Consider the following 23,750-nt stretch of genomic DNA (forward strand, 5'->3'; position numbering starts at 1 on the left):
CGATCAACGAGGCGATGGCGATGATCAGTGCTACCAGGCCGAGCACTAGCCACAACTGCATGTGCTCTCCTCATCGACGCCGTTGTGCGAGAGATCACACAGGCTACCGAGCGGGGTGGCGGGTTGGCTACCCCGCGTTCGAAGGTCGTGCGGAGAACCGGCGGACGTCCAGCATCCCGGAAACTGGACCCATGCCAGCCAAACCCACCAAGGCCGAACAGGCCGCCGCGCACGGACGCACCATCCCGGACGTCCTGACCCCCGACCTGAACGTGCTGTTCTGCGGCATCAACCCCGGGCTCTACTCCGGCGCGCTGGGCCTGCACTTCGCCCGTCCCGGCAACCGGTTCTGGCCCGCTCTCCACGCCAGCGGGTTCACCCCTCGCCTGCTGGACCCGAGCGAACAGGACCAGCTCCTCGACCTCGGCCTCGGCATCACCAACGTCGTGGCCCGGACCACCGCCCGCGCCGACGAGCTGACCGACGACGAACTCCGCGAAGGCGGCCAGGTCCTGACCAGGAAGGTCAAGAAGTACCGCCCGCGCTGGCTGGCAGTGGTCGGAATCACTGCCTACCGCGTCGCGTTCGGCGATCGGCGGGCCGCGGCCGGGCCGCAAGAACGGACAATCGGGACAACTCGGGTCTGGCTTCTGCCCAATCCAAGCGGGTTGAACGCCCACTGGACCCCGAAAACGCTCGCCGAGGAGTTCGGCCGGCTGCGCGCACGGGCGGTCAACGGAGATTCACCCGAGTGGCTAAACCCTCAGTAGAGCTAACCCGCGCGGGCGGCCCCTCGCTGCGCCGTCCGCCCGCATTTCGGAGCCACTTTTCTACTCACAGTTTGCTGCGACCACCCGTTACGGCCATGAGGGGGAAACCGCGTCACAAGCTGCTCTCGGCGGAGTCGAACCAGGGACAAGGTGTCGTTCCCGGCCGGTTCCGGCAGGGGGGACCGGCCGGCACGCCGAGGGGGTGTGCCGGTCACCGGGAGCGACCTCGATGGACGGAGGCCCGAGATGCGTGGCATCGAGCCCCACCGAACGCCCATGTCGGCCGGTCAGCCAGCCGGCGGTCGAAGCCTGGGGGTCGCGGTCGTCGACCCGATCCCGATTTTCCGCGAGGGCATCGCGGCGATGGTGCACCGCACGCTGGGCCTGCACTGGTCCGGCCAGGCGGCGAGCCACCACGCGGCGATGCAGCTGTGCGAGCAGGTCCGTCCGGACGTCGTGATCCTCGACTCCGCGCTCGACCCCAACTGCCATCTCGCGAAGCTGCTCAACGCGGGCGACCCGGCACTCGTGCTGGTCACCCTCGTGCGCGACACGAACCGCACCCAGCAGTACCTCGCCGCGGCCATCGGCGCGGGTGCGCACGCCATCGTCCCGCGCGCGGTCGATTCCCGGCGGCTCGCCGAGGCGGTCCGGCGCGCGCACCACGACCGCCGCTACATCGACCCGGCGCTGTCCGCGCTCACCGCGCGGCCCAAGCGCGAACCGTCGCCGAGAGCCGCTCCGGTCGACGGCCAGCTCGTGCAGCCCAAGGGCGCCATGCCGCTTTCCCGGCGCGAATACCAGGTTTTGCAGCTCGTCGCCGAAGGGCTGGAGAACTCGGGCATCGCGAAACTGCTCTTCCTGTCCGTGGAAACCGTGCGGACCCACGTGAAGAGCATTCTGCGCAAGCTCTCCGCCCGCGACCGGACACACGCGGTGACCATCGCGTTCCGCAGCGGCATTCTGGTCCCCCAGCTTGACGACAGTGCCGGTCCCCAGGTGGTGCAGGAGGCCGTGGCGCGCGGCACCCGGTGAGGTCGGCCCGCTGGTCGGCCCGATGTTCCCGAGCGAATACCCACCCCTGGAAGGGCGGATTCGCTTGCTCTGGTTACTGGTAGGTAATATCCTGATGTTACCGGCGAGTAAGGGAACCAGTGCCCGGCCGGAAAGCCGAACACGACACGGAGTGACGACATGGGCCACTACAAGAGCAACGTCCGAGACCTGGAGTTCAACCTCTTCGAGGTGCTCGGCGTGCAGGAACGGCTCGGCAAGGGCGTACTCGCCGAGTCGGACGAGGAGACCGCCCGCGGCGTGCTGTCGGAGCTGAACAACCTCGCCACCGGCCCGCTCGCCGAGTCCTACGCCGACGCCGACCGCAACCCGCCGGTGTATGACCCCAAGACCTTCAGCGTGACCATCCCCGAGTCGTTCAAGAAGAGCTACCAGGCTCTCGTCGATGGCGAATGGTGGCGGCTCGGCCTCACCAACGAGCTGGGCGGCTTCGGCCTTCCCCCGACGGTGCAGTGGGCCGCGGCCGAGCTGATCCTCGGCGCGAACGCGCCGCTGTTCATGTACCTGGCGGGCCCGAACTTCGCCATGATCGTGGACAAGAACGGCACCGAAGAGCAGAAGCACTGGGCCCGGCTGATGATCGACCGCGGCTGGGGAGCCACCATGGTGCTCACCGAGCCGGACGCCGGTTCGGACGTCGGCGCCGGCCGCACCAAGGCGGTCAAGCAGGAGGACGGCTCCTGGCACATCGACGGCGTGAAGCGGTTCATCACCTCGGCCGAGAACGACATGGTCGAGAACATCATGCACCTGGTGCTGGCCCGCCCCGAGGGCCCCGGCATCGAGACCAAGCCGGGCACCAAGGGCCTTTCGCTGTTCCTGGTCCCGAAGTTCCACTTCGACTCGAAGACCGGCGAACTCGGCGAGCGCAACGGCGCCTTCGTCACCAACATCGAGCACAAGATGGGCATCAAGGTGTCCACCACGTGCGAACTGACCTTCGGCCAGCACGGCACCCCGGCCAAGGGCTGGCTGCTCGGCGAGGTGCACGACGGCATCGCGCAGATGTTCCAGGTCATCGAGTACGCCCGGATGATGGTCGGCACCAAGGCGATCGCCACGCTGTCCACCGGCTACCTGAACGCGCTGGAGTACGCCAAGGAGCGCGTGCAGGGCGCGGACCTGCCGAACATGCTCAACAAGACCGCGCCGCGCGTCACCATCACGCACCACCCGGACGTGCGTCGTTCGCTGATGCTGCAGAAGGCGTACGCCGAGGGCCTGCGCGCGATCTACCTGTACACCGCGTCCTTCCAGGACCAGCTGTGGACCGGCGAGGGCGACGAGGCGTCGCTGAAGCTGGCGCACGGCGTCAACGACCTGCTGCTGCCGATCGTCAAGGGCGTCGGCTCCGAGCGCGCCACCGAGCAGCTCGTGCAGTCGCTGCAGACCCTCGGCGGTTCCGGCTTCCTGCAGGACTACCCGATCGAGCAGTACATCCGCGACGCGAAGATCGACTCGCTGTACGAGGGCACCACGGCGATCCAGTCGCTGGACTTCTTCTTCCGCAAGATCGTCCGCGACAAGGGCCAGGCGCTCGCGTTCGTGGCAGGCGAGATCACCAAGTTCATCGAGTCCGAGGCGGGCAACGGCCGGCTCAAGAACGAGCGCGCGCTGCTCAAGCAGGCGCTCGAGGACACCCAGGGCATGCTGGGCTCGCTGATCGGCTACCTGACCTCGTCGCAGGAAGACCCGCAGAACATCAACAAGGTCGGCCAGCACACCGTGCGGCTGCTGATGTCGGTCGGCGACCTGCTGGTCGGCTGGAAGCTGCTGCAGGGAGCCGAGGTCGCGCTGGCCAAGCTCGACAACGGCGCGTCGGCCAAGGACAAGCCGTTCTACGAGGGCAAGCTCGCGGTCGCGTCGTTCTTCGCGAAGACCGTGCTGCCGGAGCTGACCTCGCGCCGCGCCATCGTGGAGGCCGCGGACAACGCGCTGATGGACGTGGACGAAGCCGCGTTCTGATCCCACTCGCCGGAAAAATGCCCCGCTCCGCACCCGGACCGGGGCATTTTTCGTGCTCCCGGTGGCGATGGCCTCCCGCGGGCGGTAAGCCGGGTTTGGTCCTACGGGTTCCGGGCTATACCGGCCGAGCCCGGTCTTATCGGCAGAAGGAGTTTCGCCATGGCGGTTTCCGGCATCATCAGCGCGGTCGTGATCGGCCTGATCCTCGGCCTGCTCGGCAAGCTGGTGGCACCTGGCAAGCAATCGATCCCGATCTGGCTGACGATCCTGGTCGGCATCGTGGCTGCGTTCGTCGGCACCGCGATCGCCCGCGGCCTGGGTTACGCCGACACGAAGGGCATCGACTGGCTGGAGATCATCACCCAGGTGGTGCTCGCCGCGATCGGCGTGACGCTCGCCGCCACCCTGTGGGGCAAGCGGCAGGTCAGGAGCTAGCTCAGTCGTTCAGCTCCGGCTCGAGCAGGCTCATCAGGTACATGTCGTGGTACTGGCCGTCGGGCCCGCGATGGCATTCGCGGTGCCTGCCGTCTTCCACGAACCCGACCTTGCGGTAGACGTGCCGGGCGCGCTCGTTCTCCGCGACCACCCAGAGCGCGATCAGGTGCAGCCGCATCACGTTGAACCCGTAGCGGCACATGAGTTTCAAGGCCTCAGTGCCGTACCCGCCGTCCCAGTGGTCGGTCTCGCCGAGGTAGATGTCCAGCTCGGCGCGGCCGACCTCTGGGCGCGCGTCCCGCAGGTCGACGACGCCGATCAGCTTGCCCGCCTCGATGGATTCGATGCCGAGCACGACGTTGTCGTAGGTGTTCACCGGGCGCTCCTCGCCCCGCTTGCGCAACTGGGCTAGTGAACGCGGGTAATCGGCAGTCATGTATCGGCCGACTTCGGGGTCGTGGATCCACCGGTAGATCGATTCGGCGTCCGCCGGTTCGAGCGCCCGCAGCCGCACTAGCTTCCCGGTGAGCATCGCGCCCCTTATTCTCGTTTCAGCACAAGGAAATCCGTGACGCCGACCAGCCCGAGGAACTGCCGTACCCCGGGCGGCATCGGCCGGCGCGATTCATCATGCACGAGTTCCGGATCGCGCACGCGGTATTTACGGCCGCGCGTGAGCACCTCCGCCTCGCCCGCCGCGAGGACGTTGCGGACCCAGTCGGCGTCCGGTCCGTAGGTGAGCGCGACAACGAATCCGTCGTCGGTGCGGAAGATATTGAGCGGCGTGCGGAACTCTCGGCCCGACTTGCGGCCGCGGTGCACGATCACCCCGAATCCGGGCAGTTTGTCGGCGAAGGGTTTCGTGACCCGGTTGGTGACCACGCGGTTGAACCGGGCGAGACGTTCGGGCAGCACCATGCCGCCGAGCCTAATCCAACGTTCGTGGAATTTCCTGCTGGAGACGCGCTGTGCACCTGAGCGGGCGGGTCTGGTGGGATGGGCGCGCACGTGGACACGAGGTGGGGAGCGGGTATGTCCGAGGACTGGCCGATGGGGCAGGAACCGCACGCGGCGGTGCTCGTCGCGCGCGGGCTGATCGAGCATCCGGAGCAGCTCGATCACGTGCTGCTCGACGACGAGGAAGGCTGGTTCGTCAGCGACGGCACGGAGTTCGGCGAGGATCCGGAGCTGGACGAGGAACAGTTCGCCACGATGTGCCTGCACGACGTTGTCGAGTTGCTGCCGCAGCTGAAGGCGCTGGCCAAGCTGCCGGCCGGGATGGGTGCGGAATGGGACGCCGGCAACGGGACCTGGGTGCTGATTTCGCCGCTGGTGCCGAGTGACGACGAAGAGGCCCGCGCGTACCGGGAAGCCCGCGTCGCCGCGTGGCCGCACGCCGGATCGCCGATGGACGAGGTGAACCTCAGCCTCGGGTTGATGGAGATCAGCACCGCGAGGGACGCTCCGGCCCGCAACGTGCGGTACGTCAGCCGGGACGAAGACGGCACGTGGATGTTCGTCGGGTTCGAGGTGCCGGACCCGGATGAGCAGACCGAGGTCGAGGTTGACACGCTGGAGCTCGGCCACGTGGCGGAGCTGTACCCGGACGTGGTCGAGCTGCTGGACGCCGAGCCGGGCGAAGTGTTCTTTCGCGAGGCGCCGGACGCCGAGTGGCTGCGGGTAATCGACGACGGGGAGTGAAGATGTCCGAACAATGGCCGCTGCGGCAGGACCCGGAATCCCCGGTGATCATCGCGCACGAGCTGGTGGATCATCCGGAGAAGCTGGCCTTCGTCGTCCTCGACGATGACGACGACTGGTTCATCAGCGACGGCGCCGAGTTCGAAGAGGACATGGAGGTCAACCGCCAGCTGTTCGGCGCGATGGCCCTGCGCGAGGCGGTGACCCTGCTGCCGCACCTGGTCGCGCTGGCCGGCGTGCCCGCCGGGATGGCCGCGGACTGGGATCCGGACCGTCGCACCTGGCTGCTCAGCTCGGTGTCGGATTCCGACGACGTGGACGAGGACCTCGCGCACCGCGACGCCCGGATCGCCGCCTGGACGCATCCGGGTTCGCCGCTGGAAGAAGTCCAGCTGAGCACCGGCTTGACCGAAATCGGCACGACCGCGGACGCTCCGGCCCGCGCGGTCCGCCAGGTGGTCCGGGAGCAGGACGGGACGTGGCTGTTCGTCGGCTTCGAGGTCCCCGAGGCCGAGGACTTCGAGGTGGAGGGCCTGGAACTGGAGCACGTCGTGCAGCTGTACCCGGACGTCGTGCCGACCCTCCTCACCGCGCCGGGCCAGGTGTTCGATCGCGCCGAGCCGGGCGCGCCGTGGGAACTGGTGGAAGGCTGACGTCCTTTGTGGACCGTCTGAGATCGCAGACGCTTTCCCGGCGCCGTAGGTTGGTCGGCCGAACCCGGATCGGTTCTACTGTGCCGACCCGCTCGCGCCGCGGGCCGCCGATTTCGGGAGGTAACCGTCGATGACGACGAAGTCCGAGGATGGGTTGAGCCGCCGGTTGAACGGAAGGCACATCCGGTTCATCGCGCTCGGTTCGGCGATCGGCACCGGATTGTTCTACGGCTCCTCGGACACGATCGCCAAGGCCGGGCCGTCTGTGCTCATCGCGTATCTCATCGGCGGAGCGGCGATTTTCTTCGTCCTGCGCGCTTTGGGCGAGATGGCGGTGAACGATCCCGCGCCCGGTTCGTTCGGCGAATACGCCCGGAAGCACCTGGGCCCCCTGGCGGGTTTCCTGACCGGCTGGACGTATGCGTTCGAGATGGTGATCGTCTGCGTCGCCGATGTCACGGCTTTGGCGGTGTATATGGGATTTTGGTTCCCGGATGTGCCCCGCTGGATCTGGGTGGTGCTGACGATCCTGGTCATCGCCGCCGCGAACCTGGTCAGCGTACGGGTTTACGGTGAATTGGAGTTTTGGTTCACGCTGGTCAAGGTAGTCGCCATCATCGCGATGATCATTGGCGGAGCCGCAATCCTGATCTTCGGCGCGCATGCCGGCAGCGTCACGAACCTGTGGTCCCACGGCGGCTGGTTCCCCCATGGCTTCAGCGGTTTCCTGGCTTCGTTCGCCCTGGTGATGTTCGCCTTTGGCGGCACGGAAATCCTGGGCCTCACCGCGGCGGAATCGGAAGACCCGCGCACCGCGATGCCCAAAGCGGTCAACACGGTCCCGGTTCGAGTCCTGCTGTTCTACGTGGCGACCCTCGCGATCATCATGATGCTGAACCCGTGGAACACGGTCAGCAGCTCGGGAAGCCCCTTCGTCCAAATCTTCTCGGGACTGGGATTGCACTCCGCCGCAACGGTTTTGAACATAGTCGTGGTCACTGCCGCGTTGTCCGCGATCAACAGCGACATCTTCGGCGCCGGCCGGATGATCTACGGTTTGGCTCGCCGTGGCCAAGCTCCCGCGGTCATGGCGCGGGTGACGCGGAATGGTATCCCGTGGATGACCGTCCTGGTCGTTGCTGCCGCGCTAAGCCTGGCGGTGGTCTTGAACTACCTGTTGCCGGACAGCGCTTTCCTGCTGATCGCCTCGGTAGGCACCTTCGCGACGGTGTGGGTTTGGTTCATGATCCTGCTTACGCACTACCGGTCTCGCCGCGGGTCGACTGCCGCCGATCTGGCATTCCCGGTACCGTTCTGGCCGGTGGGTCAGATTTTGACGATGGTGTTCATGGTGTTCATCTTCGTGGTGATGGCGTTCGCTGAAGACACCCGCCTGGCGCTAATCGTCGGTGTGGTGTGGCTGACGGTGCTGTGCGGGTTGTTCTGGTTTCACCGCAGGGCAACTTCGGCTCCGAAGGAAGACGCGATGACCGAGGCCAGGTAGCCTCCCTTGGAGGTCCATAGTGGACTCCGGGAATTAACGGGGATGCTCATGCCATAATGAACGAATGGGGAACCGTCGATCGCGGCTGCGGGACGACCTCGCCAAAGCCTCCGGCCTCCGTGTCCTGGCCCGCTCCTCTCCTCGGTTGCTCCTGTGGTTGCTCTTCTACCTGGTGCTCGCTTACGGAACCCTGGCCGCGATCCTCGCGGTGACCGGCCAGTTGGACGCCTTCCTCCAGTGGGCAGGCTGCGCCGGCGTACTGGCGGGAGGACTGTTCAGCGCGCGGCTCTACCGAACCCGGAAATAGGCGGCGAGTTGAACGTCTGCCACCCGTTCAGGGAGGGCATCGGTCGTACCTAGCGCGCGTTCCTGCGGCAGCTTTCGGCTGCTGCGGAAAGGCTGCGCGGGCAGATGCAGGTCATGACGGTGAGACCGCTCCTGGTGCCACGGTGATGGCGTGTTCGCTGCGTCGGCAGGCGACTAGAGCGTGGTCCAGGGTGGCGATGGTGTCGGCGTACAACCCGGAGAAAGTAAGCGGCCTACGGCTCACCTTTTTGGATCTCATCTCACCGGCAGATTCGTGAACGCACCGAACTTTCGGATGTCGGTCGGCGTGGTGATGTGCGGAGGCGCTGGTGTCGGTGTGACACCAGGGCCTCCGTGGTCTGATGAGCGGTGGCGGCGGGCCGCTTCAGTGGTACACGCGCCCGGTTCCGCGGAGGTATCCGCCGGAGAAATAGAGTTCGTAGTCGTGGCTGGGGTCGAAGCCGGTCCAGCAGAAGCTGTGTGCGTGTCCGTCCGCGGCTGGGTAGTACTTTGCGGGGCCGGCGGGTTGATCCGGGATGGGGCCTGGCAGTACTCGGTAGGGCCGGATCGTCAACGCGGAGTTGCTGGAGTTGGTGATCGCTACGCAGACTCGTCCGTCTGATGCGGGGTGAAATTCCCTGCTCCACATGTCGCCCATTGCCGGCCCGTAGCTGAAATTGAACGGAATGCTGGATGACGTGATCGCCGACGCTGAGGGCACGGTCAGCAGTGACAGCGCAGACACCGACGCGGCCGCGATGGCTACAGCCATTATTTTGGACATGGGTAATTCCTTTCGCTGCGGATTTTTGGCAACTGGTGACATTCGGTCCTTGCCGAGGACGCTCCGCGGCCGTCGAGTCACCGTGCCGCCGTAGGGATTTCGCTCGTTCGAGCGTTGCATCGCTGAGCCGTCGAGGGCAACACTGCTGGTGTCGCGGATGTCGCGCGCAGTGTCACGACACCGCTACCAGGGGTTTCTTGGAGATCGGCGAAGTCATCGGAGGGGGATGGCATGGCTGGCGAGGGGTCAACAGTGCCCGCGGTGAGCACTGCTAAAGAATTCGGTGATCATTTACGGTGTTTGCGCGGCGAGATGACGCAGGCAGCGCTGGCACGGCATTCCAGGATCGAGCAGAACGTGCTGACCAGGCAGCGAGTCTCGAGTATTGAAAACGGCGCTTTGCCCACGTCTGAGCAGTTGGCGTGTTATCTGCGAGGATGCGGATGCGTCGAGCAGCGCGACGAATGGGAGGGCATCCGAAGCCGGCTCGCTGCCCCAGACCGTCCGTCATCGGTTAGTCCGGGTGGTGACGCCTCTGCCGTTCGGTCTCGTCGTCGATGGTGGAGGGCGCCGGTGTTCGCGGTGAGCGCCACTGTCGCGGTAGCAGGGGTGGTAACGCTGGTCGGCATGGGAGGCGGGGTCGATCTCGGCGCGCAAACCAGCGCTCCCAATGCCCTGCCGGAGTGCGCGGAGAACTTCGTGTGTTTCTGGTCGGAACCAAACTTCGGCGGACAGAAAATCCAGGAACCACCCGACTGGGCAACGGGAAGCCACTGCATCCGCCTGCCGTTCAGCGCGCGGTCGGCACTGAATAACACAAAAGAACGGCAACGCGGCTACCTCAACAGTGATTGTTCGGACGGCGGAACGATCCTGCAATACCGAGGAGCGGCCGAGCGGTCCATCAACATCAACGCCTACAAGCACACCTAACCATTCACGGAGAGACCGGATTAAGAGCGAGACGTCCTGGCGTTCGTCTTTGGCCTCGGATTGGCCAGCGCCAACCCGCTGGTAGTCCTCGCCGGTGGGTCGGGCACGTGGTCGATGGCGAGCATCGGGACCCGCTGTCACCATGCCACCAGAGAGGCGGGCCAGGACCTCGCCGATCGCATCTCGCGCTTGGCGGAGAACCGTCCGCCGAGACGGACACCTATTCCGTTGAGGGCAACCCCGATGTCGCTGACTAAAGGCCCGCGCGGCTGGGGTGCCGGGCACAATAAAACCCCAAGCCGTGCGGCTTATGCCGGTTGACCTGGGGTTTTATGAATGGAGCGGATGACGGGAATCGAACCCGCGTATTCAGCTTGGGAAGCTGATGTTCTACCATTGAACTACATCCGCAGTGCCCCGCCAGCATACACAACCACGGCACCCCCATGTCCAGCGGGGGGCACGCCTTGACGCTCCGCCAGCAAAGTGACAACACTTGTTGTCGACCCAAGGTGCGGAGGTGCGCGATGGACGACCCCGAGATGCCCCCCGAAATGCCCCCGGAGACGTCCCCGGGACTGCCCCCGGAGATGTTCCGCCAAGGCGGCTTCCGCCTGGCAGCCCGGACCCGGGGCGCGCAGGCCGACGAAGCCCAGCTCAAGCGGCTCCGCACCTTCGCGCAGCGGGAGGACGCCCTAGCGGACGCCGTCGTCGAGTGGCTTCATCGGGAACCGCATCGCCAAGAGCTGGTCGACCAGGCGCTCGCCGGGGAACGAGTGCCGTCCGAACTCGCCGCCTTCGTCGAGCACGTCGAAGCCACCCCGTACTGGGTCGATCACCAGCGGCTGATCAGCGGCGCGAAGGCGATCACCCGCGCCGGGCTGCTTGGTCTCTTTCCCCTCGGCGACATGTCGCTCATGGGCGGCTACCTGGCCTCCCGCGCGACGAAATCCCTGGTCGGCACTGGCGAAATCGAACACCGGGCGCCTCGGCGGCTGGTTGAGACCGCGGCGTGGTGGATTGACGTCACCACGCCGGGGGCGCTCGAAAAACACGGCTCCGGGTATCAGGCCGCGCTGCGGATCCGGCTCGTGCACGCGCACGTCCGGCGCGCGATGAACAACCGGCCCGACTGGGATTACGACCGGTGGGACCGGCCGGTCAATCAGGTCCAGACCGCGGGCACCTTGCTGCTCTTCTCGCTCGTCTACGTCGTCGGCACCCAGCTGCTCGGCCTCCGCTACACCGCCCGCGAGAAGGCCGACATCCTGCATCTTTGGCGCTACGTCGGCTGGCTGATGGGCGTCGACGACGAACTCTTGCCGGCCGACGAGGACGACGCTTGGCGGCTGCTCTGGATGCTCGCCGCCACCGAGTTCATCCCCGACGACGACTCCCGGCGGCTCGCCCGCGCCCTCGTCGGCACGCACGCGGCGGTCGGCGAGGGGCGCGGGGCCGCCGGGAAGGTGCTCGCGCGGGTGAGCGTCGGCGTGCATTCCGCGATCAGCCGGCTCGTGCTCGGGCGCGACAACGCCGACTTTCTCGGGCTGCCGGACAACCCGGTCGCGCAGGCCGCGGTGCTCGCCGCCGCGGGGGTGAACTACGCGGCCGAGACCGTGCGCCAGCTCGTTCCCGGGGCGACCGCGCTGCAGGAAGCGCTCGGCGCGTTCGGGCGCCGGCGGTACCTCAAGCGGATGGACGCGGTCTTCGGACGGAGGGGTGCCCCGGCCGCGCCCACCCGCCCGATAGGCTGCATCCGTGCTGCTCAGTGACCGTGACCTCCGCAAAGAGCTCGACGCCGACCGGCTCGGCATCGACCCCTTCGACCCTGCCATGGTCCAGCCGTCCAGCATCGACGTCCGGCTCGACCGGTACTTCCGGGTCTTCGACAACAGCAAGTACACCCACATCGACCCGCAGCTGCAGCAGGACGAGCTGACCTCGCTGGTCGAAAAAGAGGGCGACGAGCCGTTCGTGCTGCACCCCGGCGAGTTCGTGCTCGGGTCCACGTTCGAGCAGGTCCGGCTCGCCGACGACCTCGCCGGGCGGCTCGAGGGCAAATCCTCCCTCGGCCGTCTCGGGCTGCTCACCCACTCCACCGCGGGCTTCATCGACCCCGGTTTCTCCGGGCACATCACGCTCGAGCTGTCGAACGTCGCGAACCTGCCGATCACGCTGTGGCCGGGGATGAAAATCGGCCAGCTGTGCATTTTCCGGCTGTCCAGCTCGGCGGAATTCCCGTACGGCTCCAGCGAGGCCGGCTCCCGCTACCAGGGGCAGCGCGGGCCGACGCCGAGCCGCGCGTACAAGAACTTCCACCGCGTCGACACCTGGCGCTAGGCCGCCCGCACCGGGGCCGCCCAGTCGATCCGGTGGTCCCACATGAACCGGTTCGGGTCGTCGGTGGCCGGTTTGCGCAGCGCGCGCGTGATGAAGAAGTCGCGGAGCACTCGGCCGACCGGGCCGGGCGCTTTGGCGTCGCCGTTGCGTTTGCCTTGCGCCACAACGGCTTCCACCCGATCCCGGCGCAAGGTCTCGAAGGTCGTCAACGCGGCCGCCGGGTCGGACACGTCGCGCAGGCACCTCGCGAGCGTCACCGCGTCCTCGATCGCCATCGCCGCGCCCTGACCGGCCGCTGGTGACGTCGCGTGCGCGGCATCGCCGATCAGGCCGATCCGGCCGCGGTGCCACACCGGGACCGTCGGGAAGTCGTACGTCGCCCACGGTTCGTAGATGTTTTCGCTGGCCTCGACGATCGCGGTGGCCGGAGTGCGGTCCGGGCGCACCAGGTCGAGGAGCCGCTTCCGCCAGCCAGGGCCGCGCATCGCGGCGAGGTCGGATTCCGTCGGCTCGCTGCGGTGCGGCACGTTCGCGAACCACCAGACCGCGCCGTCCGGGGCGAGCACGTGCGCGAAGAACGCCTTACGGCCGAACACCATGTGCATGACGCCGGGCTCGTCGTCGAGGTCGAGCCCGCGCGCGAAACCGCCAGTGTTGAGCAGCGGCACGTACCGCGGCGCGGGTGCGGACGGGTCCAGGATCCGGCGGACGGTCGACCGCAGCCCGTCCGCGCCGATCAGCAGGTCACCGTGGGTTTTCGTGCCGTCGGCGAAGAGCGCGGTGACGCCGTCGGAGGTCTGCTCGGCGTTGGTCAGCCGCTTGCCGAACTCCGTGGGCACGCCGCGTCTGCCCGCTTCGTCGCGCAGCGCCACGTAGAGGTCGGAACGCAGCACGGTCTGGCTCACCGTGCCGTCCGGCAGCGGCCCGCCGAGCGGGAACTCGCTGAGCTGGCGGCCGTTGCCGAGCCCGAGCGTCATCCGCGGAGTGTCGAAACCCAGGTCTTTGACCAGCGGTTTCAGCCCTAACGGCGTGAGCGCGTCGAGGCCGTTCACGGCGAGAGTCAAGAACGCGCCGACCCCCTCCGCGCTGCGGTCGTACGCCTCGTACAGCACCGGTTCGTGCCCCACCTCGTGCAGCGCGATCGCGGTGATCGCCCCCGCGATGCCCCCGCCCGCGATCAAGACTCGTGCCATGGTTCGCCCCTTCGAATATCTTGGAAAGTAATTCGTTCTATCGAACTAAATAGTCCGCTAGACTCCGGGGCATGTCAAGCGAGCGCGAGGATCTGGTCGCTGAGCTGCTGCTTCGTTCCCGGGTGCTGTCGACCGAGACGGTCATGTTCCACACCGCGCTCGCCGAGCAGAACGGGCTTTCGACGGTCGAGAGCAAGGTCACCGACTATCTCGCCCGGCTCGGTCCCCTCACGCCGAAGGAGCTGGCCGGGTACGCGGGGCTCGCGCCGGCGTCCGTCACCGCTCTCGTCGACCGGCTCGAGCGCAAGGGCGTCGTCAACCGGATGCCGCATCCGGACGACCGGCGGAAGGTCCTCGTCCGGCTCGACCCGGCGGGCGTCGAGCGGGTCGCGCCGCTGTGGGACCACATCGTCGCGGCGATGAAGTCGATCGCGGCCGGCTACTCCGACGAGCAACTCCAAACGGTGATCGGTTTCCTCGAACAGGCAGCGGCGATCACTCACGAGTCAACCGTGCGTCTCACTAATCGCTCAGCGGAGTGAGGTAGTCCCACGGCCGGGTAAGAAATCGCCGCGGCGTCACCGGATGGTGGAAAACTTGCGCGCATGGTTTCGGCCGGGAAACGTCCGCTCTTGGTCCTCGGCCTGACGGCCATTCTGCTGACGCCCGCCGCGCCCGCGGCGCAGGCCCGGCCGGTGCCGGAGCTGCAGGTCACGACGGCCGCCGAACCGCATCGGGTGCACGCTGGCGACCAGGTGACGTTCACGGTGAGCGTGACGAATCCGGCTTCGGTCCCGGTGTCCGAGGTGGACGTCGTGGACGAGCAGAACCCGCAGTGCGGCAAGAAGATCGGCTCGCTGGCACCGGGGGCCAGCACGCGCTATCAGTGCACGTTAGCCGCGCCGGAGAAGGGCTTCGTCTCGACGGTCAAGGTGACCGGAGTGGGTTCCGGCGGACAGCAGGTCTCGGCTTCGGCGGGCAGCAAGGTCGACGTCCTTCGCCCGGCTTTGACGTTGAGCAACCAAGTCGACAAACCGGCTTATCGCGCTGGCGATCAGGCGACCTTCACGCTCAAGACCACCAACACCGGCGACGTTCCGCTGCATGACGTGACCATCGGCGACCCAACGGTCCCCTCGTGCGCTCGCGCGATCGGCTCGCTCGCGCCGGGGCAATCGGTGGCGGGCACCTGCACGGCGACGGTGCCGCTGCCGGACGGAGCCAGCGCGACGGTGAAGGGGATCGACCCGCTGGGCAAGGTCGTCAGCTCGACCGCGGACGCGAAAGTCCCCCTCATCGCGCCCGCGGTGGCGGTTTCGAAGGAGGCCGTCCCGCCCGTGGTGCACGGCGGGGACCAGGTCACCTGGAAGGTCACCGTGCGCAACACCGGCGACAGCCCGCTCAATCCGGTGGACGTCACCGACGACGCGACGCCGGCGTGCTCGCGGTCCTTCGGCGTGCTCGCGCCCGGTGCCCAGCAGACCTACTCCTGCACCGCGAAACCCGCGCGCACCACCACAAACACCGTCACCGCCACCGGTACGGACGCTACCGGCCGACCGGTCACGGACAAGTCTTCAGCCACCGTCACGGTGATCCATCCGGGCTTGGCGGTCACCGCCGCGGCCTCCCCCGTGCCGGTGCGCGAAGGGGACCGAGTCACCTTCGCGGTAACCGTGCGCAACACCGGCGACGTGCCGCTGGACGACGTCGCGGTAGCCGACGACAGTGTGCCCGGTTGCGTGCGCAAGTTCGGCACGTTGGCACCCACCGCGGTCGAGACGTACAAGTGCGAACAGTTAGCCCCGGCGGACGACGTGACGAATACCGTTGTCGCGACTGGCAAAGACCAGCTCGGCACGACACAGCGCGCAACCGCGGATGCGCGCGTGGACGTGGTTCATCCGACGCTAGAGGCCACCGCCGCTGCCGCTCCCGCGCAGGTGCGCGAGGGGGACCGGGTCACTTTCACCGTCACGGTGAGCAACACCGGGGATGCGGAGTTAAAAGACGTCACGGTGGCAGACGACCGCGTCGCGGAATGTGCGCGCCCGCTGGGAACCGTTGCCCCCCAAAGCAAGCAGGCCTTCACCTGCAGCACGGTCGCCGGAACACAGGGCTTCGCCAACGATCTGACCGTCGCCGGCACGGACCCGACCGGCCGCCCGGTCACCGCGAAGGCGAGCGCGTCGTTCACCGTCCAACACCCAGCGGTCACCTTGACCGCGACTGTCCAAGGTGGACCATTCCGCGACAACGACGCCGTGGCGGTGCACGTGCTCGTGGCGAACACCGGTGACGTGCCGCTCACCGGGCTCGCCGTTACGACGATGGCCCGCGCCGAAGGCTGTGCGCAGCAGCACGACGCACTCGCCCCCGGAGCCAGCTGGACGTTCGACTGCGCCACCACCGCGCCGAACACCGACACCACCGAAGCGCTGCAGGTCACCGCGAAACCGCCGGTCGGCGCGCCAGTGACCGCGGCGACCGAGGCGGCGATCGACGTGATCCACCCGTTCGTCACGCTCGCCCAAAGCGTGGCGCCGGCGGTGGTGCGCCCGGGCGAACCCGCCACCTTCACCCTGACCGTGACCAACGCCGGCGACACCGAACTCCGCGACATCCAGGTCGCCGACCCGGCCGTGCCGGAATGCGTGAAGCGGCTGGGAACCCTTGCCCCGCAGGCAACGCAGACCTACAGCTGTGCCCGGACCGCGACCGACGACCTCACCAGCGACGCGACGGTCACCGGCACCGATCCGTCCGGCCGACCCGTCACCGCGAACGCGAGCGCGCACCTCGACGTCATCCATCCCGCCGTCCAGCTCACCCAGACTGTCGCGCCGACGCAGGTGCGAGAGGGGGACCAAGTCACCTTCACCCTCACCGTGCGCAACAGCGGAGACATCCCACTGGCCAAAGTGTCCATTGTGGACGAAAAGACCCCCGGTTGCGCCCGGGACTTCCCCGCCCTGGCCGCGGGAGAAGAACAGCGCTACACCTGCACCGCCCAAGCCGGGCGGGACGGCTACTCCAACATCGCGAAGGTGACCGCCACCGACCCGATCGGCGGGCCGGTGACCGCCACGGCGGACGCCGCGTTCACCGTCGTGCACCCCGGACTGACGTTGACGAAAACCGTCCACGGCGGCCCCTTCCGCGAGGGCGACCCGGTCACCTTCACCATCACGGTCACCAACACCGGCGACGCCCCGCTGACCGCGGTCAAGGTCACCGACCAGGGCCCCTGCGCGAAAACCCTCGACACCCTCGCCCCGAAAACGAACAAGGCCTACGACTGCACCCTCCCCGCCCCCGCCGACGACGCGGTCAGCACCGCGCACGCGACCGGCAATCCGCCGGTGGGCCCGCCGCTCACTGCCTCCGCCGACGCGCACCTCGACGTGATCCACCCCGCGCTCACCGTGATGACCTCGGCGAATCCGACCGTCGCGCGGGCTGGCGACCCCCTCGCCGTGACAGTCGCCGTCACCAACACCGGCGACGTCCCGCTCACCGCGGTGACCAGCGACGATCCCGGCTGCCCGAAGAAGTTCGACCGCCTCGAACCCGGTGCCGCGCAGAGCTACCAGTGCACGGTGAAGGCCAAACCGGACGACTTCGCCGTCGCTGCCACCCTGACCGGCACCGACCCGACGAACCGCACGGTCACCGCGTCCGGTTCGGCGAAGATCGACGTCATCCACCCGGAAATCGTCATCATGAAAGACGCCCAGCCGTACGAGGTGCGGCAAGGCGACAAGGTCACCTTCTCGCTCCTCGTCCGCAACGTCGGCGATGTCCCGCTGACCGCGGTGTCCGTTGTGGACGATCGCACCCCGGCGTGTGCGCACCAGATCCCGAGCCTGGCCCCGGACGCCCAGATCGAGTACCAGTGCACGATCACCGCGGGTGCGGCTGGTTTCACGAACACCGCGAAGGCGACCGGAACCGACCCGACACAGCGCACGGTGAGCGCTACCGCGCAGGCGTCGTTCAAGGTGAAGAAGCCCGCGCTGGCGGTCGCCAAGCACGCCGCCGGCAGCGCGTATCGAGCCGACGACGCGGTGCCGTTCGAGGTCGTGCTGACCAACACCGGCGACCAGCCGTTGCACGACGTGCGGGTGACTGACGACCCCGCCTGCGCGCGCACCTTCGCCGAGCTGCCGGTCGGCGGAACCCAGCGCTACCAATGCGTGGCTCCGGCAACCGCAGGCCAGGCAACCGCGACCGCCGCCGCTCCGTGGGGCCCGCCGGTCGCCGCGACCGGAAAAGCAGCCATCACGGTGCTTCATCCCGCGCTGGACCTGCGCCGCGATCACCTGCAGCAGCCGATCCGGCCGGGTGACCCGGTGACGTACGTGAGCACCCTGCGCAACACCGGGGACGCGCCCTTGCACGAGGTGACCGTTCACGACGCCGACCCGGCCTGCTCGTTCACCGTCACCCAGCTGGCCCCTGGCGAGCAGGTCACCCGCGCCTGCACGCTGTCGGCCCGCGCGGACGGCACCACGACAACCACCGCGACCGCGACTGACCAGACCGGGCGCACCGTCTCGAAGGAAGCCACCACGACGACGAAGGTCGGCCGGTGAGGAAGGCACAAGAAAAGGCAGCGAAAAATATCTCTCCCTGCCGTATTTAACTTATAACGCATCGGGGGGCTTGCCGCAAGACCCGGGTGGTACCGCAGAATCTCCAGCCGACCAGGCTGCCGCTCGCGGGCGAACCAAGCCGGGAACGACCACAGACGGGGGAAACGAACGAATGGGCAGCTACGTGCTCGGTCTCCAGGAGATCGACCGGGACCAGGTCGCGCTCGTCGGAGGTAAGGGCGCGCAACTGGGCGAACTCGCGCGGATCGACGGGGTCCGCGTGCCGCCCGGCTTGTGCGTGACGACCGAAGCGTTCGAGCGAATCGTCGCGAACGCGCCGGAACTGACCGGGCCGCTGGAGCGGCTGGCGACCCTGAACCCGGACGACCGGGAAGCGATCAGCGAAGGCAGCGCGGAGGTCCGGCAGGCACTCGAAGCAATCGCCATCCCGGACGAGCTGGCCGCGGAGATCACCGCCGCGCTGGTGGAAGGCCGCGCGTACGCGGTCCGGTCGAGCGCGACCGCGGAAGACCTTCCGGGGGCTTCTTTCGCCGGTCAGCAGGACACCTACCTCAACGTGCTCGGCACGGAGGCGGTTCTGCGGCAGATCAGCCGGTGCTGGGCGTCGCTGTTCACCGAACGCGCGGTGACCTATCGGCTGCGCAACGGCTTTGACCACCGGAAAGTCCACATGGCCGTGGTCGTGCAGCAGATGGTCTTCCCGCGGGCGGCCGGGATTCTCTTCACCGCCGACCCGGTGACGTCCAACCGGAAGGTCGCCACGGTGGAGGCCAGCTTCGGCCTTGGCGAGGCACTGGTGTCCGGCCTGGTCAACGCCGACCACTACCAGGTGCGCGACGGCGAGATCATCGAAAAGACGATCTCCGCCAAGCAGCGCGCCGTCCTGGCCGTCGAGGGCGGCGGCACCGAAGAGCGGCCGATCGCCGCGGATCAGCAGGAACAGGCCGCGCTGACCGACGAGCAGGTGCTTCGGCTCGTCGAGCTCGGCCGCACGATCGAGGCGCACTTCGGCCGTCCGCAGGACATCGAATGGTGCCTGGCCGGCGACGAATTCCAGATCGTCCAAAGCCGCCCGATCACCACGCTGTTCCCGATCCCGGAGGCCACCGGCGAAGGAAACCGCGTCTACGTCTCCGTCGGCCACCAGCAGATGATGACCGACGCGATGAAGCCGCTGGGCCTGTCGGTCTGGCAGCTGACGACACCGCGGCCGATGGCCGAGGCGGGCGGACGGCTGTTCGCGGACGCCACCCCGCTGCTGTCGGTGCCCAAGACCCGTGCCGGTTTCCTTGAGGTAGCCGGGAAATCCGACCCGCTGATGGGAGACGCGCTGGAGACCGTCCTCTCCCGCGAGGGCTTCCTTCCGCTGTCCGAGGACGACGGGCCCGGCGAGCAGATCCCCGGGGTCGCACCGGCCACCATCGAAACCGATCCGGCCGTCGTCACCGAGCTGATCGGGCAGAGCGAGGCCTCGATCACCGCGCTGCGGCGGGAAATCGCGGCGAAGTCCGGCAGCGAGTTGCTCGACTTCATTTTCGCGGACTTCGAAGAACTGCGCCGGATTCTCTTCGATCCGCGCAGCCACCAGGTGTTCACCGCGGCGATGCAGGCCTCTTGGTGGCTGAATGACCACCTGCGGGAATGGCTTGGCGAGAAGAACGTCGCCGACACGCTCACCCAGTCCGTCCCGCACAACGTCACCTCGGAGATGGGCCTGGCGCTGCTCGACGTCGCGGACGTGCTCCGGAACCACCCCGAGGTAGTCGCCTTCCTGCAGGATGTCGAGGACAACGACTTCCTGGACGAGTTGCCCAAGCTGGCCGGCGGCGAGGAATCGCGCGCGGCGATCCAGGGGTACCTCGACAAGTACGGCATGCGCTGCGTCGGCGAGATCGACATTACCCGGCCGCGGTGGAGCGAACAGCCGATCGCGCTGGTGCCGATGGTGTTGTCCAACATCAAAAACTTCGAGCCGGGAGCCGGGCAGCGGCGCTTCGAACAGGGTCGGCGGGAAGCGCTGGACAAGGCGCGGGAAGTGCTGGAACGCTTGCGCGCCTTGCCTGACGGCGAAGCGAAGGCCGAGGAAACCGAGCGGATGATCGAGCGCGTCCGCACGTTCACCGGATACCGCGAATACCCGAAGTACGGCATGGTCAGCCGCTACTTCGTGTACAAGCGGGCCTTGCTGGGCGAGGCGCGGCGGCTGGTGCGGGCTGGGGTGCTCGACGAGCCGGAGGACCTCTTTTTCCTGCGGCTGCAGGAGTTTCAGGAGGTGGTGCGGACGAACGAGGTCGACCGCGAGCTGATCCGGCAGCGCAAGGAAGAGTTCCGGTCCTACGAATCGCTGACGCCGCCGCGCGTGCTCACCTCGGACGGCGAGGCCGTTTCCGGCAAGTACCGCCGCGACGACCTGCCCGAAGGCGCGCTGGTCGGGCTCCCGGTGTCCGCCGGGACCATCGAAGGACGGGCCCGCGTCATCCTGGATCTCGCCGACGCCGATCTCGAGCCGGGCGACATCCTCGTCACGGCGTACACGGACCCGAGCTGGTCGCCGCTGTTCGTGGCGATCACCGGCCTGGTGACCGAGGTCGGCGGCCAGATGACGCACGGCGCGGTGATCGCGCGGGAGTACGGCCTGCCCGCGGTCGTCGGGGTCCAGAACGCCACGCGGCTGATCAAGGACGGACAGCGGATCCGGGTGAACGGGACGGACGGCTATCTGGAGATCCTGGACGCCGGGTAGGGGGCCTCCGGCCGCTGCGCCATTTGGAGGTAACCATCGTAATCAGTTCGTGATAGTTTCCGCGGCTGTGTCCTCCATTAGTGTGCGCGTCCGGGTCGTGAGCGTGACTCTCAGTGTGCTTTTCGGGGGTCTCGGAGCAGCCGGCGGCACTTTTGCGCTGCGCTCCGGGCACCTCGGCACACTGAGCGTCGCGGTCCCGGAAACGCGCACCGACGAGGTTTCCTCGGCCGCGTCGCGGCCCTTCGCGGTGTCGCCGGCGTCCTCCACGTCGGCGACACCGAGCACCACCGCTCCCGCGACCACCCCGCCCTCCTCGTCGCCGGCCACCCCCGCGGCTCCCCCGCCGCCGTCCAGTCAAGAGTCCAAAGAGGACACTCCGTCGAGCAGCAGCGCGAAGCCCTCGCCCAAACCGCGCAGCGCGCCGACGCTGGCCGGTCAGGTCATCGCGCTGGTCAACGACGAACGGGACAAGGCGGGCTGCGCCCCGGTGACCGAGGAAGCGCATCTCGACCAGGCGGCGCAAGGGCACAGCGACGACATGTCCCAGCGCGACTACTTCTCCCACGACACCCCGGAAGGCGAGAGCTTCGCCGACCGCATCACCGCCGCGGGATACCCCAAGCCGGGCGCGGAGAACATCGCCAAGGGCGCGACCAGCGCCGACCAGGTGATGCGGATGTGGATGAATTCCAGCGGGCACCGCAAGAACATCCTCAACTGCTCGCTGACGAAACTGGGCGTCGGCGTCGCGAAGGACGGCTGGTACTGGACGCAGGACTTCGGCTACTGATTCGGCCGCGGCGGAAGCCCGTACCGGGCCAGCACGGTCGCGCGCAGCTTCGGGTCCGTCCGCGGCACCGGCTCGATGAAGACCTCCGCGACGTCCGGGAACCGCTCGCTCAGTTCGTCCGCCAGCCGCACGCACGCGTGTTCCAGATCGGCGGCGCCGAGCGCGTCGTCGAAGTCCACGCGGGCGCACACCAGGACGTGGTCGGTGCCCATCAGCATGGTCTGCAAATCCACCAGCGCGTCGATTTCCGGCGCCGAACCGAGATGGTCCCGGATGCCGCGGACCAGGCGCGGATCCGCTTGGCGGCCGACCAGCAGACCGCGGTTCGTGCTGCCGAGCAGGTACGCGACGCACGCCAGCAGCACGCCGATGAGGATCGACGCGATGCCGTCCCACACGTCCGAACCGGTCAGCTGGTGCAGTCCGATCCCGGCGAACGCGAGTAGCAGACCGACCAGCGCCGCCGAGTCCTCGAAGAGGACCGTCTTCGGGGCTGGGTCGTCGATCATCCGCAGGTAGGCGAAAAACGGCCGCTGTTCGGCCTTCGCGTCGCGACGGACTTGGCGGACCGCCTGCGCCCAGGACACCGATTCGAGCGCGAAGGCCAATCCGAGCACGATGTAGCCGACGATCGGTTTCGTCTGCTCCGCGCCCTCGCCGAAAACGGTGGTAAATCCTTCGTACAGCGCGAAAACCGCACCGGAAGCGAAGATCGACACTGCGGCCAGCAGCGACCAGAAGTACCGCTCCTTGCCGTATCCGAACGGGTGGCGGCGATCGGCAGGCCGCTCCGACCGTTTCAACGCGGTGAGCAGCAAAACCTCGGTGATGGTGTCGGCGACCGAATGCGCGGCCTCCGACAGCATCGCGCCCGATCCGGTGATGATGCCCGCGACGAGCTTCAGCACCGCGATCGCCAGGTTCACCCCGCCGGCCAGTACCACGGTGAGGGTGCTTTCGCCGCCGCCTTCCGTTTCGTCGCTCACGCCGGAAAGACTAACTGCACCGCGGGGTACGCCGCCTGCTGCAAGCGACCACCACCAGCACGAGGACGCCCGCGACCAGTACCGACTGCTCGACCGTCGCGGCGAAGCCCGCGTCCAAGGCGGTCAGCAACCCAACCCAGCCGTACGTCACGGTGGCGCCCGCGGCCAGCGAAATGGCGGGAGGACGCGCGCGGATCGCGTACGCGAACACCGCCACTTCCAGTGCCAGCATGACAACAACAGCCAGCCACGGTGGCAGGTGCGCCATCTTCATGACCACCTGGAACGCAGTGCTCGCGACGAGGCCGACCGCGAAACCGAGCCATCCGTTGCCGCGTACCGGCTTCGGGGTGGCTGTCAGGCGAAGGGCAGCGAACACGAGCCCGGCGGCTACGAGGAACGCGCCAATCAGCTGTGCCGGAGAAGCGAGGAAGTGCTGCCCCATTCGGTAGCTCACGAAGAATGTTCCCGCGCAGCCGACGGCCAATACGCTGCTCCACGCCCAGAGGCCCGGCCGACGCAACCACGGGGTACGGCCGAAGAAGGCCTCCGCGATCGCGATGGGCGTTGCGATGCTCCACACCACGTGCAGCGTCAGCACGTACACAGTCCACTGTCCGCCCATGCCGAGCCAGGGAATGTACGCGTACTTAAGCAGGTCGAGGCCGAGATAATGCGGGTTGAAGAGGGTCTGGGTCAGCAGTCCTTCTTCTACGACGCCGTACGCGAGCGCTAACGCGAGGATGGTCGGCCAGCCGCGATTCCTCCGCCGCGCGACCTCGCGGATCAACACCGCGCCGGCTCCGTACATCATCATGAACATCGCGAACATGGCCAGTTGCCGGCCGACTTCCGGGGGCCCTGCCAGGTATTGGTCGCCGAGCAGGAACTCGGCGAAGAACGGCGAAAGTGCTGCCAGCGCGGCAACCGCGGTCTTGCGCAAGGTCATGCCGTGAC

The 23,750-nt window shown here is 67.7% G+C and carries 21 protein-coding genes and 1 tRNA gene; 15 read left to right on the forward strand and 7 right to left on the reverse strand.

Features of this window, described 5'->3' with window-relative positions; translation table 11 throughout:
• The first annotated feature begins 191 nt into the window (after window positions 1-191).
• From mug to F9C11_RS07710, 4 genes are all read left to right on the forward strand, one after another.
• Window positions 192-770, forward strand: a complete 579-nt coding sequence (mug, locus tag F9C11_RS07695) for a G/U mismatch-specific DNA glycosylase (protein WP_409184194.1) — start codon at window positions 192-194, stop codon at window positions 768-770.
• 246 nt (window positions 771-1,016) lie between these two features.
• Window positions 1,017-1,805 carry a response regulator transcription factor gene (locus F9C11_RS07700; RefSeq protein WP_409184195.1) on the forward strand — a complete coding sequence of 263 codons (789 nt, stop codon included), beginning with the start codon at window positions 1,017-1,019 and terminating at the stop codon, window positions 1,803-1,805.
• A gap of 159 nt (window positions 1,806-1,964) precedes the next feature.
• Window positions 1,965-3,809, forward strand: a complete 1,845-nt coding sequence (locus F9C11_RS07705; protein ID WP_409184196.1) for an acyl-CoA dehydrogenase — start codon at window positions 1,965-1,967, stop codon at window positions 3,807-3,809.
• Between the two features lie 159 nt (window positions 3,810-3,968).
• Window positions 3,969-4,244: a GlsB/YeaQ/YmgE family stress response membrane protein gene (locus tag F9C11_RS07710; protein WP_409184197.1), complete on the forward strand. Its 276-nt coding sequence runs from the start codon at window positions 3,969-3,971 to the stop codon at window positions 4,242-4,244.
• Window position 4,245: 1 nt separating this feature from the next.
• Here the strand turns inward: F9C11_RS07710 and F9C11_RS07715 are convergent, their stop codons facing one another.
• Both F9C11_RS07715 and F9C11_RS07720 read right to left on the reverse strand, forming a co-directional pair.
• Window positions 4,246-4,776 (reverse strand): GNAT family N-acetyltransferase, encoded by a 531-nt coding sequence (locus tag F9C11_RS07715; RefSeq protein WP_409184198.1) that lies wholly within the window; start codon window positions 4,774-4,776, stop codon window positions 4,246-4,248.
• 8 nt (window positions 4,777-4,784) lie between these two features.
• A complete protein-coding gene (locus F9C11_RS07720) occupies window positions 4,785-5,162 on the reverse strand; it encodes a nitroreductase family deazaflavin-dependent oxidoreductase (protein WP_409184199.1) in 378 nt (125 codons plus the stop codon).
• Between the two features lie 114 nt (window positions 5,163-5,276).
• On the opposite strand from F9C11_RS07720, the gene F9C11_RS07725 reads away from it, so the two are divergent.
• The 4 genes from F9C11_RS07725 to F9C11_RS07740 all read left to right on the forward strand — a co-directional run bounded on the left by F9C11_RS07725 (window position 5,277) and on the right by F9C11_RS07740 (window position 8,409).
• Window positions 5,277-5,945, forward strand: coding sequence for a hypothetical protein (locus F9C11_RS07725; protein ID WP_409184200.1), 669 nt, complete (start codon window positions 5,277-5,279; stop codon window positions 5,943-5,945).
• A gap of 2 nt (window positions 5,946-5,947) precedes the next feature.
• Window positions 5,948-6,598 (forward strand): hypothetical protein, encoded by a 651-nt coding sequence (locus F9C11_RS07730; RefSeq protein WP_409184201.1) that lies wholly within the window; start codon window positions 5,948-5,950, stop codon window positions 6,596-6,598.
• A gap of 130 nt (window positions 6,599-6,728) precedes the next feature.
• On the forward strand, window positions 6,729-8,102 hold the full coding sequence (locus F9C11_RS07735) for an amino acid permease (RefSeq protein ID WP_409184202.1): 1,374 nt from the start codon (window positions 6,729-6,731) through the stop codon (window positions 8,100-8,102).
• A gap of 64 nt (window positions 8,103-8,166) precedes the next feature.
• Window positions 8,167-8,409: a hypothetical protein gene (locus F9C11_RS07740; protein ID WP_409184203.1), complete on the forward strand. Its 243-nt coding sequence runs from the start codon at window positions 8,167-8,169 to the stop codon at window positions 8,407-8,409.
• 384 nt (window positions 8,410-8,793) lie between these two features.
• Here the strand turns inward: F9C11_RS07740 and F9C11_RS07745 are convergent, their stop codons facing one another.
• Window positions 8,794-9,192, reverse strand: a complete 399-nt coding sequence (locus F9C11_RS07745) for a hypothetical protein (RefSeq protein ID WP_409184204.1) — start codon at window positions 9,190-9,192, stop codon at window positions 8,794-8,796.
• A 582-nt stretch (window positions 9,193-9,774) separates the two neighbouring features.
• Here F9C11_RS07745 and F9C11_RS07750 point away from each other — a divergent pair.
• Window positions 9,775-10,125 carry a peptidase inhibitor family I36 protein gene (locus tag F9C11_RS07750; RefSeq protein ID WP_409184205.1) on the forward strand — a complete coding sequence of 117 codons (351 nt, stop codon included), beginning with the start codon at window positions 9,775-9,777 and terminating at the stop codon, window positions 10,123-10,125.
• A gap of 337 nt (window positions 10,126-10,462) precedes the next feature.
• On the opposite strand, the gene F9C11_RS07755 is transcribed toward F9C11_RS07750, so the two are convergent.
• Window positions 10,463-10,536: transfer RNA gene (locus F9C11_RS07755), tRNA-Gly, on the reverse strand.
• 116 nt (window positions 10,537-10,652) lie between these two features.
• Here F9C11_RS07755 and F9C11_RS07760 point away from each other — a divergent pair.
• Window positions 10,653-11,897, forward strand: coding sequence for an oxygenase MpaB family protein (locus tag F9C11_RS07760; protein ID WP_409184206.1), 1,245 nt, complete (start codon window positions 10,653-10,655; stop codon window positions 11,895-11,897).
• Complete coding sequence (gene dcd, locus F9C11_RS07765; RefSeq protein WP_037354328.1) at window positions 11,884-12,465, forward strand: dCTP deaminase; 582 nt, start codon at window positions 11,884-11,886, stop codon at window positions 12,463-12,465. Before F9C11_RS07760 ends, dcd begins: the two co-directional genes overlap by 14 nt.
• Here the strand turns inward: dcd and F9C11_RS07770 are convergent.
• Entirely contained in the window at window positions 12,462-13,658 is a 1,197-nt protein-coding gene (locus tag F9C11_RS07770; protein ID WP_409184207.1) for an FAD-dependent oxidoreductase, read from the reverse strand. The genes dcd and F9C11_RS07770 overlap by 4 nt on opposite strands.
• A 71-nt stretch (window positions 13,659-13,729) precedes the next feature.
• Between F9C11_RS07770 and F9C11_RS07775 the strand changes: the two genes are divergently transcribed.
• The 4 genes from F9C11_RS07775 to F9C11_RS07790 all read left to right on the forward strand — a co-directional run bounded on the left by F9C11_RS07775 (window position 13,730) and on the right by F9C11_RS07790 (window position 21,807).
• Window positions 13,730-14,200 carry a MarR family winged helix-turn-helix transcriptional regulator gene (locus F9C11_RS07775; RefSeq protein WP_409184208.1) on the forward strand — a complete coding sequence of 157 codons (471 nt, stop codon included), beginning with the start codon at window positions 13,730-13,732 and terminating at the stop codon, window positions 14,198-14,200.
• A gap of 63 nt (window positions 14,201-14,263) precedes the next feature.
• Entirely contained in the window at window positions 14,264-18,253 is a 3,990-nt protein-coding gene (locus tag F9C11_RS07780) for a hypothetical protein (protein ID WP_409184209.1), read from the forward strand.
• A gap of 172 nt (window positions 18,254-18,425) precedes the next feature.
• Window positions 18,426-21,017, forward strand: coding sequence for a rifamycin-inactivating phosphotransferase (gene rph, locus F9C11_RS07785; protein ID WP_409184210.1), 2,592 nt, complete (start codon window positions 18,426-18,428; stop codon window positions 21,015-21,017).
• 103 nt (window positions 21,018-21,120) lie between these two features.
• A complete protein-coding gene (locus F9C11_RS07790; protein WP_409184211.1) occupies window positions 21,121-21,807 on the forward strand; it encodes a CAP domain-containing protein in 687 nt (228 codons plus the stop codon).
• On the opposite strand, the gene F9C11_RS07795 is transcribed toward F9C11_RS07790, so the two are convergent.
• On the reverse strand, window positions 21,801-22,793 hold the full coding sequence (locus F9C11_RS07795) for a cation diffusion facilitator family transporter (protein WP_409184212.1): 993 nt from the start codon (window positions 22,791-22,793) through the stop codon (window positions 21,801-21,803). The two genes, F9C11_RS07790 and F9C11_RS07795, sit on opposite strands and share 7 nt — an antisense overlap.
• A gap of 10 nt (window positions 22,794-22,803) precedes the next feature.
• On the reverse strand, window positions 22,804-23,742 hold the full coding sequence (locus F9C11_RS07800) for a hypothetical protein (RefSeq protein ID WP_409184213.1): 939 nt from the start codon (window positions 23,740-23,742) through the stop codon (window positions 22,804-22,806).
• Between the last annotated feature and the right edge of the window lie 8 nt (window positions 23,743-23,750).

It is taken from the genome of Amycolatopsis sp. VS8301801F10, assembly GCF_046195355.1.
Lineage (GTDB): Bacteria > Actinomycetota > Actinomycetes > Mycobacteriales > Pseudonocardiaceae > Amycolatopsis.

What these genes read in the sequence shown, in the direction of transcription:
- mug (WP_409184194.1), top strand. Translation starts at nt 192, where the DNA reads ATGCCAGCCAAACCCACCAAGGCCGAACAGGCCGCCGCGCACGGACGC.
- F9C11_RS07700 (WP_409184195.1), top strand. Translation starts at nt 1,017, where the DNA reads ATGCGTGGCATCGAGCCCCACCGAACGCCCATGTCGGCCGGTCAGCCA.
- F9C11_RS07705 (WP_409184196.1), top strand. Translation starts at nt 1,965, where the DNA reads ATGGGCCACTACAAGAGCAACGTCCGAGACCTGGAGTTCAACCTCTTC.
- F9C11_RS07710 (WP_409184197.1), top strand. Translation starts at nt 3,969, where the DNA reads ATGGCGGTTTCCGGCATCATCAGCGCGGTCGTGATCGGCCTGATCCTC.
- F9C11_RS07715 (WP_409184198.1), bottom strand. Translation starts at nt 4,776, where the DNA reads ATGCTCACCGGGAAGCTAGTGCGGCTGCGGGCGCTCGAACCGGCGGAC.
- F9C11_RS07720 (WP_409184199.1), bottom strand. Translation starts at nt 5,162, where the DNA reads ATGGTGCTGCCCGAACGTCTCGCCCGGTTCAACCGCGTGGTCACCAAC.
- F9C11_RS07725 (WP_409184200.1), top strand. Translation starts at nt 5,277, where the DNA reads ATGTCCGAGGACTGGCCGATGGGGCAGGAACCGCACGCGGCGGTGCTC.
- F9C11_RS07730 (WP_409184201.1), top strand. Translation starts at nt 5,948, where the DNA reads ATGTCCGAACAATGGCCGCTGCGGCAGGACCCGGAATCCCCGGTGATC.
- F9C11_RS07735 (WP_409184202.1), top strand. Translation starts at nt 6,729, where the DNA reads ATGACGACGAAGTCCGAGGATGGGTTGAGCCGCCGGTTGAACGGAAGG.
- F9C11_RS07740 (WP_409184203.1), top strand. Translation starts at nt 8,167, where the DNA reads ATGGGGAACCGTCGATCGCGGCTGCGGGACGACCTCGCCAAAGCCTCC.
- F9C11_RS07745 (WP_409184204.1), bottom strand. Translation starts at nt 9,192, where the DNA reads ATGTCCAAAATAATGGCTGTAGCCATCGCGGCCGCGTCGGTGTCTGCG.
- F9C11_RS07760 (WP_409184206.1), top strand. Translation starts at nt 10,653, where the DNA reads ATGGACGACCCCGAGATGCCCCCCGAAATGCCCCCGGAGACGTCCCCG.
- F9C11_RS07770 (WP_409184207.1), bottom strand. Translation starts at nt 13,658, where the DNA reads ATGGCACGAGTCTTGATCGCGGGCGGGGGCATCGCGGGGGCGATCACC.
- F9C11_RS07775 (WP_409184208.1), top strand. Translation starts at nt 13,730, where the DNA reads ATGTCAAGCGAGCGCGAGGATCTGGTCGCTGAGCTGCTGCTTCGTTCC.
- F9C11_RS07780 (WP_409184209.1), top strand. Translation starts at nt 14,264, where the DNA reads ATGGTTTCGGCCGGGAAACGTCCGCTCTTGGTCCTCGGCCTGACGGCC.
- rph (WP_409184210.1), top strand. Translation starts at nt 18,426, where the DNA reads ATGGGCAGCTACGTGCTCGGTCTCCAGGAGATCGACCGGGACCAGGTC.
- F9C11_RS07800 (WP_409184213.1), bottom strand. Translation starts at nt 23,742, where the DNA reads ATGACCTTGCGCAAGACCGCGGTTGCCGCGCTGGCAGCACTTTCGCCG.